The following is a 7475-nucleotide window of genomic DNA, read 5'->3' on the forward strand; positions in this document are numbered from 1 at the left end:
AGCTAAGTGTCGGTTTTCCAAAAAAACAATACATCATATCATACTTTTGTATACTTGCAAAATCGGGATGCTCCCGATCGATCTTTTGTTTAACTCAAGCATCGCACTCTGTACAATCATCGCAGTGTTTGGTATTTGGTGTGAGGGGCGATCGCACTCTCTTGGACAAGCCTTACGATAGCGATCTCGCACGCGATGTTTGATTTGGTGAGTCAACAACCTGAATTGCACTCACACATCTCAATTAATGCCAGTATAATTATAATTGTTTGTCATCAGGGCTTTATGTCAGCAAAGGATAAATTTCATGATGTTGTGAAGATTGCCTTGCAAAAGGATGGTTGGCAGATTACAGATGACCCACTTTCCATCAGTGTGGGTGGAGTTGATATGTTAATCGATCTGGGGGCGGAACGTCTGCTGGCAGCCGAACGGCAGGGCGAGAAAATTGCTGTAGAAATCAAGAGCTTTTTGAATACTTCAGCGATAACAGATTTTCATTTAGCGGTGGGACAATTTATCAACTACCGTACAGCACTCAAGTTTAAAGACCCCCAACGTCAGCTATTTTTGGCAATTCCTTTGACGGCATATAACGATTTCTTTAAGCGGGAATTTACAACCGCTGTTGTGGAAGATTACCAGTTAAAATTATTGGTCTATGACGTAGAAGAAGAGGTGATAGCTTTATGGAAAAAATAGAAAAATATCGGGATTGTATCAAACAAGTTCTCACGAAATATGCTGGATACAAGCCTTCTTATGGAGAAGTAGAGGTGCAAGTTGTTTTTGACACAGAACACAATCATTATCAAGTTGTTCGAGTGGGTTGGGATAACAAACAGCGAGTTTACGGTTGTCCTATACATCTCGATATTAAGGATGGCAAAATCTGGATTCAGCAGAATGGAACAGAAATCGATTTAGGGCAAGAGCTGGTTAATATAGGTGTGCCGAAGTCGGACATTGTGGTTGGGTTTCATCCACCTTATATGCGTCAGTTCACAGAATTTGCAGTGAGTTAAAACTAACGTTGATGCTTTTGGTTGCAGACATCGATCGCTCTTTATGTGTTAGGGGGCGATCGCACATCAGAAAAAAGAAAGGGCGATCGCCCTTTCATTTTAGGCGATCGCTCATCAGAAACAAGAAAGGGCGATCGCATATTGCTTAAACAATTCATTTTTCTCTTGGGTAAAGCTCAAAAGCTAACTCGTGACGAAAAAAACAGACATTAAACTCCGAGAAAAAGTTGAGGTGTCCAAGGATTACAGGTGCATCTGTCGAACGAGTCCAAGCGAATGCCAGCAAGAGCGACGAAAACTGAGCAACTGTAGCCGAAAGCACCAATCCCCGCGCCTCACTGTGAGCCAAATTCCCACTCAATTGAATAGGAACGGTTTGCTGTTCCCATGTTGCCCCTAGTTGTAGACCAATCTGATAAGGCAAAACGTTGACACTTGCACCCGTATCCAACAATGCCATCACTTCTACGGAGTTGCTGCCGTTGGAGAGAGTGATTGGCAAATATGGCATGATACTCGATCGCCCAAGGCTATCAATTCGCTCTATAAATGGAAATCGCTGACTATTAAGCATGAGCTGATTCTTGGGCGGCAAGTAGAAGTTCTGATAATGCTTGAACTGATTCTCGATCGGCCTGTGGAGACCATACAACTGCACTCGTTGATGCTAGTTGATTCAAAAGTACATTTTCTGAATTAGTATCTTCAGCAGGTTCTAGGCTGCATCCTTGTTCCTTGGCAACTGCAAGTAGGAGAAAGTGAATGAGTCGCAGTTTATCTTGATGAGATAATTGATCGATGGTGGGTAAAAGCTCGCTGAGAGGCATATCGCTTGTTTAAGATTACATACATTTATTTTAGCCTTTAAACTCGTGTTTTAATGGCGATCTGCCTTTCTTTTGCTGGGGCGATTCCCTATGGGATAGCTACGCTTCACACCCTGCGTGCAACCATCGCACTTTGAAATGGTGAAAATGGCTCAGAGTGCCAGTGGAAAAAGAGGTTGAGTAACACGAGTGTCAACGGAATAGGCAAGATGGGCGATCGTGCTAGACTCCTTGTGGAAATTGCTCTGGATTGTTATCTCTCAGGGCTTCTCTTAGTTGAGATATGGTTTCTCTATTATGTGACTCCAAAATGATATTAACAACGAAGCTGTGATTCCGCACAACCTCCTTTTTTATTTCCATAACTCTTGCTTCAAAAGAGAAAGATTGGTTTTGTAATGTATCATCTGTTCTAACTCCTACCCTCCATTTCTCGATATGAACGACATCTCCTTGAGATAAATTGGGATCAAAAGTATAGGAATCGACTAGAAGTTCGCCTCCTTTTCCTTCATTTTCAAGGTTTGTAAGTAACCACAGCCTGTAAGAAATTTCACTAATTGGTTGACACATAATTACCACTTTCAGTATTTTTGAGATAGACAGCTTTCAGTCAACTCGATTCAGTTATGTGCTTCCTGAAAAGCTTGAAGTGCAAGCCTTTGTTGTTCTTCAGAAAGGTAATTGATTGATGTAAGCAGTGCAGTTTCTAGTAAGTCATCACCGTACACACTATGATTGACTCCTCCCACTATCGGATTAAAGGTGAACTGTCCCTTCTCGTATGCAGAAAGAAAACGACGATAGCTAGAAATAGCTCCTTGATAGTCACCAGTCTCAATGCTAGTGCTGCCTATAGAAAGGAAAGCTTTTCCATAGTCAGGAAACTTCTGGATAATTTCTTCATATTGCTTGATTGCATCCTGCAATCTTCCTAACCTCTTGAGAGTGCCAGCACGATTGTTGTAATACATTGGCTTATTACCCTCGACTGCTATAGCTTGATCGTAGAGGTATAAAGCATCCTGAAACCTTCCCATTCTTGCATTTACATTTCCTTGGTAGTACAAGAGTTCTGCCTTAGCTACGCTCTCATAGCTTGTCATGGTAAACACCTTTATTTATGCTTTGTAGTTCTCCTAATTATCCTTATAAATTAAAACTTTGTCTAGTCAAAAAATGTTCTATTTTGCAGACAATTTTCTCCTGCTTTCATTTTGTCTTATCTAGTTTTGTACGAAAATGTACTAAAAAGCCGGAAATCTAAGCTACAATACACAAAACTCTCGCATCTCCCTGCCAGATGAATCTTAAAGAAATGTTAAATGTCGCCGATCGCATAGTTTTCGAGAAAACAGGTCAGCACCTTGACGATTTACAAGCAGCGGTACTGCGGGGAACTCTACAACGCGAGAAATACAAAGAAATAGCGAAAGATTTTGACTGTTCTGAAAGTCGCATCAGGGAAATCGGATCGGAATTATGGCAGATACTTTCAGAAGAGTTTGGGGAAAAAGTCAGTAAATCGAATTTTCGCTCCACAATGGAGAGGTTGCAAAACTCTAATATTTTAAACTTTGCACAAGACATTGTAGTGAAAGGTAGTTTTAACACCTGTGGAGAAGGTAGACACCCGCCAAACCTACCAAACTCACACCCACCAAATGAGGAAACATCTAACTCAAAACAAACTAAAACTTCGCATCAAGATTTAAGCGAAATGCCAGAGTTGGGTGATCTCTTCGATCGCACTCCCGAACTCCAAACCCTCACCACCTGGATTCTACAACAACGCTGTCGCCTCATCACCCTCACCGGCATCAGCGGTATCGGCAAAACCACCCTAGCAGTCAAACTCGTACAACAAATTAAAGACGAGTTTGAGTACGCAGTTTGGTACACTCTAGACGAATTCCCCACCATCGATAAATTTCAATCTAACCTAATACAGCTTTTTTCCCATTCCGAAAAAGAAGATTCATCCCCAACAAACCAAAAACGCTTACCACTAATTAAATATTTACAAAACTATCGCTGTTTAATCGTCTTAGATGACGTTCACAACCTTTTCTGTAGTGGCGAATTGGCAGGAAAATATAAACCAGAATCCGAAGATTATCGCTCTTTTTTCAAACAAATAGAAAAATTATCCCATCAAAGCTGCTTTCTGTTAATCGGTTGGGAACAACCGAGAGAAGTGACTCAAGCTAAAAGCCAAAATACTTCTATTCGTACCTTACAACTCAAAGGTTTAGACATCGCCGCCGGACAGGAAATACTCAGAGATTATGGGTTAGAAGAAAGCGACAACAGTGAAACTTTTATTCATCGCTACCAAGGCAACCCCCTATGGTTAAAAAGCGTGGCGACTCTGATTCAAGACTTGGGAGGAGGCGTGACAGAGTTATTACCAAATGATACGATATTGTTGCCAGGAGATTTGAAAGATGTTTTACAGCAGCAGTTCGATCGCCTATCCGAACTAGAAAAACAAGTAATCTCCTTATTAGCGAAAGAAAGCCAGCCAATCAACCGGGCAAAATTGCTAGAAAATGACATAATTCCGGCTTCAGATTTGCTAAATGCGCTGCAATCTCTATCGCGGCGCTGCTTGATTGAACAACAAGCAAATTTTTACACTCTGCCGCCAGTAATCAGGGAATATATCAAATGGTTATAACCCAATACGCTTGGGTTAAAACTATTTATTCCGGGCGAGATCCCCCTAAATCCCCCTGATTGTTGGGGGACGCAAGAGTAATTTCTTGTCCCACCCCCTAAGCTGTGGAGCATTTAAACCAGTAACGAGGCTAGTAGGGTGCGTCAGCTAGAACCCTTACGCTGAAACGGAAAACCTTAGATGCTGACGCACCTTACGCAAGTCCTTTAAATGCCGAACAGCTTACTCCCCTTCGTAGGGGCGGTGCCAAGAGTGCCCGCCCTAGGCGCCGGGGGGATCGAGCTTAACTGAACCGTATTGGGTTATAACTGACATCTTGCAGCAATATCAATAAGAGGATTTTTCGTGGGGTCGGGCGGGTTTATAGAACCTATTTGCAAGCTTTAAGGCGGTTGGCGAACCCGCCCCTACGGCTTATTGATAATGGTGCAACATCTCAGTTATAACCAACGATATGCTTCAGGCTCAACAGTCAAAGCCGATCGCGAACTTCTTCAAAACAAGCTTCAATTTCCCCCCATGATGGATAATTTCCGTAGCAGAGTCTACCGCACTGCTGTTCGTATTCTCTAGCAATAGTTTGACGCAGTTCTCCTGTTGGGAAGAGAGCCGAACTGTTGGAAAATTTCATCGCTGACGGCGGCTGATAATCTGGGAAGTGTTCGCGGCTAATGCGATCGCAATCCTCTTTAATCTGGCTGTATTCCTCAGTTTGGAACATTTGGCGCACTTCGGACTTTTGAGCTAAACAAAACAGGTCGTAGTAATGTCTGGCGTAGCTTCCAATTGATTGCCCATCCTGCTGAATCTTCACTACTTTAGAGTGAATTGCAAACAGCTTCTCAACAAAGGTGCGCCGAAAGTCCAGCAATAGCATAGAGAAAGGCAATTCATCTTCAGTATCAAGACTCTGCCCAATTTCACGCAGAAATTCAGCCACATAGGAAGACAGTTGTACAGTCTGCGTAGGATAAGTGCCGCTGCGAGTTCCCATTTCTAAGAATACACGATTGGCGATCGCCTGATTGCCCGAAAATTGCTGAGTGTAGCTGAAATAGCTATTGCGAAAAACCCCCCGCTTCCGCTTGGACGAATCAGGTTCTAGCGTCAAAGCAGGATGCTCTCCCACAGCACTTTCGATTGCTGCTAATTCTTTATCAATTCTGTTTGCACCAAGGGGAGGAACGAATGCCTGTTTGTTCAAAAACAGATCGATATCCTCCGAGAATCGTTCTATCAGTTTCCACCCCTTCGAGAGGCTGGTTCCGCCTTTAAAAATGACTTGAGTACGCCACTGATTCGCCACAATTCCCAGCGCCGAGGTGACATAGTAATCTTTCTCGATGAATTGTTCGGTGAGTCCAAAGCGATCGAAATGTTCCCTAGCTGCGATGACAGCATCGCGGAAATCAGGATGTTCAAACATTTTCACTCGGCTTGCCACTCCTTGGCATAACTCAGATTGCTGAAGTTACCAAAATCAAACCGAGAGACTGGATTTAGGCTTTTTCGGAGTTTTTCTAGCTCTTTAGGACTCTTTCTGAGTTCCTGTCCGATCGCACCCAGCATAGCTCGTACTCGCGGCGGTTCCGCATCTGCAACTGCAAGCAAACGTTCAAAGCGAGATCCTTCTCGAAAATAGTCTAGCAACCTTTGCTTAGTCTCCGTCAGAGACAACTCGCTCAACTTACCCCTAGACCTTAAAAAATCAAGCATTGCTGCATCAGTTGCTTCTAAGCGATTCCAAGTTTCAGGTCTGCGAGTGTGGATTCGGGCGCGAGAACCAATTATAGTGCGGGGGACACTGTTCGCTGAGGTAGCAAATTCACCTTGAATTGCGTTTTGAGTGGTAAACCCTAATAAATTAGCCGCACTCAGTCCAGCCGGATGCAAGTTTTGTTTTGTCAGCAGTTTTTGGATATCGCTTGGAGAGGGACGACTGCGACCAAATCGAGTCGGGCGCGATCGATAGTATAGTCCTTTGCTGACTCGCTCCAAAATTCCGTTTTCCGCCATTCGGGAAAGTGCTTTGCTGACCGCACTTGACGGCAGGTTAGAAAAGTCAGAGTGTCGCCAATAGCCTTCTCCCCGTTCCTCAATCTGTCTGCGAATTAACTCTGCTGTGTTGACTTGACTCCTTTTCATCCCTTGAATCCCAGGTCAGGGTCTTAATCCCATTATTCTCACCACTTTCTAAATTGTCAAGTTTTTGTGGCAAAAAACTTGACAAATAACCTGGATTATCTGCTGCGTTATAGTACCCTAGAACATTTCAAAGCTTGAGTTGTGCAAGCAAGCGTATGGGGAGGGCGATCGCCCGTGCAGTGTAATTGATACAACCGTTGCTTGCATTCCCCGCGCTTCACCCAAATTATTAGCAGTGGCAATGGGCGATCGGGTAAATGGGGCGATCGGTTCGATAGAATCATCGGAAGTCGCAATTCCATTGTTTGCCATGACGCTGAAAGAATTAGAGCCTCAACTCCTGGCACTCTCTGACGATGAAAAAGCTCAAGTCGTTCAACTCCTCACTCAAGGTAAAATCACTCCTTGGCGCGGTATTGAAAAAACGCCTGATGTTTGTGGTGGGAGTGCCTGCATTGCTGGAACTCGCATCACCGTTTGGGGACTTGTAGAAGCTCGTCGCATTGGCTATAGTGAAGCCGAGTTACTCACAAGCTATCGATTACTCTCTGCGACTGATATTGCTAACGCTTGGGCATACGCCGAAGCTTTTTCCGATGAAATTGAAACAGAAATTCGGGAAAACGATGAAGTGATGGACGAGGATTTGTAGCAGATGGCACGTCTCTATGCCGATGAGCAATACCTTCACCTTAACTTAGACGGTAGTGATGCCTTACCCTAAACTGAAGTTCCCCCATTGACAAAAGGCGTGGGAGTATGTAGGGCAAACCTTTGGAGGATTTTGACTCCGGTTTT

11 protein-coding genes are annotated in these 7475 nt (G+C 43.7%); 5 read left to right on the top strand and 6 right to left on the bottom strand.

Annotation, left to right across the window (positions count from 1 at the left end; genetic code table 11):
- Positions 1-285: 285 nt before the first annotated feature.
- From QT987_RS28945 to QT987_RS28955, 3 genes are read left to right on the top strand one after another with little or no spacing between them, the layout of a single operon-like run.
- Positions 286-702, top strand: a complete 417-nt coding sequence (locus QT987_RS28945) for a XisH family protein (protein ID WP_333246878.1) — start codon at positions 286-288, stop codon at positions 700-702.
- Positions 690-1025, top strand: coding sequence for a XisI protein (locus tag QT987_RS28950; RefSeq protein ID WP_333246880.1), 336 nt, complete (start codon positions 690-692; stop codon positions 1023-1025). Before QT987_RS28945 ends, QT987_RS28950 begins: the two co-directional genes overlap by 13 nt.
- Positions 1026-1036: 11 nt before the next feature.
- The gene (locus QT987_RS28955; RefSeq protein WP_333246882.1) at positions 1037-1174 is read left to right on the top strand and encodes a hypothetical protein; all 138 of its coding nucleotides are present in this window, start codon (positions 1037-1039) and stop codon (positions 1172-1174) included.
- Between the two features lie 5 nt (positions 1175-1179).
- Here QT987_RS28955 and QT987_RS28960 read toward each other — a convergent pair whose 3' ends face one another.
- The 4 genes from QT987_RS28960 to QT987_RS28975 all read right to left on the bottom strand — a co-directional run bounded on the left by QT987_RS28960 (position 1180) and on the right by QT987_RS28975 (position 2958).
- Positions 1180-1599 (bottom strand): hypothetical protein, encoded by a 420-nt coding sequence (locus QT987_RS28960; RefSeq protein WP_333143073.1) that lies wholly within the window; start codon positions 1597-1599, stop codon positions 1180-1182.
- The gene (locus tag QT987_RS28965) at positions 1592-1852 is read right to left on the bottom strand and encodes a hypothetical protein (RefSeq protein WP_333203664.1); all 261 of its coding nucleotides are present in this window, start codon (positions 1850-1852) and stop codon (positions 1592-1594) included. The genes QT987_RS28960 and QT987_RS28965 overlap by 8 nt, the downstream gene beginning before the upstream one ends.
- Positions 1853-2074: 222 nt before the next feature.
- Positions 2075-2425 carry a hypothetical protein gene (locus QT987_RS28970; RefSeq protein WP_333246884.1) on the bottom strand — a complete coding sequence of 117 codons (351 nt, stop codon included), beginning with the start codon at positions 2423-2425 and terminating at the stop codon, positions 2075-2077.
- Between the two features lie 50 nt (positions 2426-2475).
- Positions 2476-2958, bottom strand: a complete 483-nt coding sequence (locus QT987_RS28975) for a tetratricopeptide repeat protein (protein ID WP_333246886.1) — start codon at positions 2956-2958, stop codon at positions 2476-2478.
- 197 nt (positions 2959-3155) lie between these two features.
- On the opposite strand from QT987_RS28975, the gene QT987_RS28980 reads away from it, so the two are divergent.
- Positions 3156-4532, top strand: a complete 1377-nt coding sequence (locus QT987_RS28980; RefSeq protein ID WP_333246888.1) for an NB-ARC domain-containing protein — start codon at positions 3156-3158, stop codon at positions 4530-4532.
- Positions 4533-5004: 472 nt separating this feature from the next.
- On the opposite strand, the gene QT987_RS28985 is transcribed toward QT987_RS28980, so the two are convergent.
- Both QT987_RS28985 and QT987_RS28990 read right to left on the bottom strand, forming a co-directional pair.
- Entirely contained in the window at positions 5005-5958 is a 954-nt protein-coding gene (locus tag QT987_RS28985; protein ID WP_333246890.1) for a nucleotidyl transferase AbiEii/AbiGii toxin family protein, read from the bottom strand.
- Between the two features lie 2 nt (positions 5959-5960).
- Positions 5961-6677, bottom strand: a complete 717-nt coding sequence (locus QT987_RS28990) for a DUF6088 family protein (RefSeq protein ID WP_333246892.1) — start codon at positions 6675-6677, stop codon at positions 5961-5963.
- Positions 6678-6816: 139 nt separating this feature from the next.
- On the opposite strand from QT987_RS28990, the gene QT987_RS28995 reads away from it, so the two are divergent.
- Entirely contained in the window at positions 6817-7329 is a 513-nt protein-coding gene (locus QT987_RS28995; protein WP_445299740.1) for a DUF433 domain-containing protein, read from the top strand.
- Positions 7330-7475: the final 146 nt, after the last annotated feature.

The sequence above is a fragment of the Microcoleus sp. SVA1B4 genome (genome assembly GCF_036700545.1).
GTDB lineage: Bacteria > Cyanobacteriota > Cyanobacteriia > Cyanobacteriales > Microcoleaceae > Microcoleus.

What these genes read in the sequence shown, in the direction of transcription:
- QT987_RS28950 (WP_333246880.1), top strand. Translation starts at nt 690, where the DNA reads ATGGAAAAAATAGAAAAATATCGGGATTGTATCAAACAAGTTCTCACG.
- QT987_RS28980 (WP_333246888.1), top strand. Translation starts at nt 3,156, where the DNA reads ATGAATCTTAAAGAAATGTTAAATGTCGCCGATCGCATAGTTTTCGAG.
- QT987_RS28960 (WP_333143073.1), bottom strand. Translation starts at nt 1,599, where the DNA reads ATGCTTAATAGTCAGCGATTTCCATTTATAGAGCGAATTGATAGCCTT.
- QT987_RS28975 (WP_333246886.1), bottom strand. Translation starts at nt 2,958, where the DNA reads ATGACAAGCTATGAGAGCGTAGCTAAGGCAGAACTCTTGTACTACCAA.
- QT987_RS28945 (WP_333246878.1), top strand. Translation starts at nt 286, where the DNA reads ATGTCAGCAAAGGATAAATTTCATGATGTTGTGAAGATTGCCTTGCAA.
- QT987_RS28955 (WP_333246882.1), top strand. Translation starts at nt 1,037, where the DNA reads ATGCTTTTGGTTGCAGACATCGATCGCTCTTTATGTGTTAGGGGGCGA.
- QT987_RS28990 (WP_333246892.1), bottom strand. Translation starts at nt 6,677, where the DNA reads ATGAAAAGGAGTCAAGTCAACACAGCAGAGTTAATTCGCAGACAGATT.
- QT987_RS28965 (WP_333203664.1), bottom strand. Translation starts at nt 1,852, where the DNA reads ATGCCTCTCAGCGAGCTTTTACCCACCATCGATCAATTATCTCATCAA.
- QT987_RS28985 (WP_333246890.1), bottom strand. Translation starts at nt 5,958, where the DNA reads ATGTTTGAACATCCTGATTTCCGCGATGCTGTCATCGCAGCTAGGGAA.
- QT987_RS28970 (WP_333246884.1), bottom strand. Translation starts at nt 2,425, where the DNA reads ATGTGTCAACCAATTAGTGAAATTTCTTACAGGCTGTGGTTACTTACA.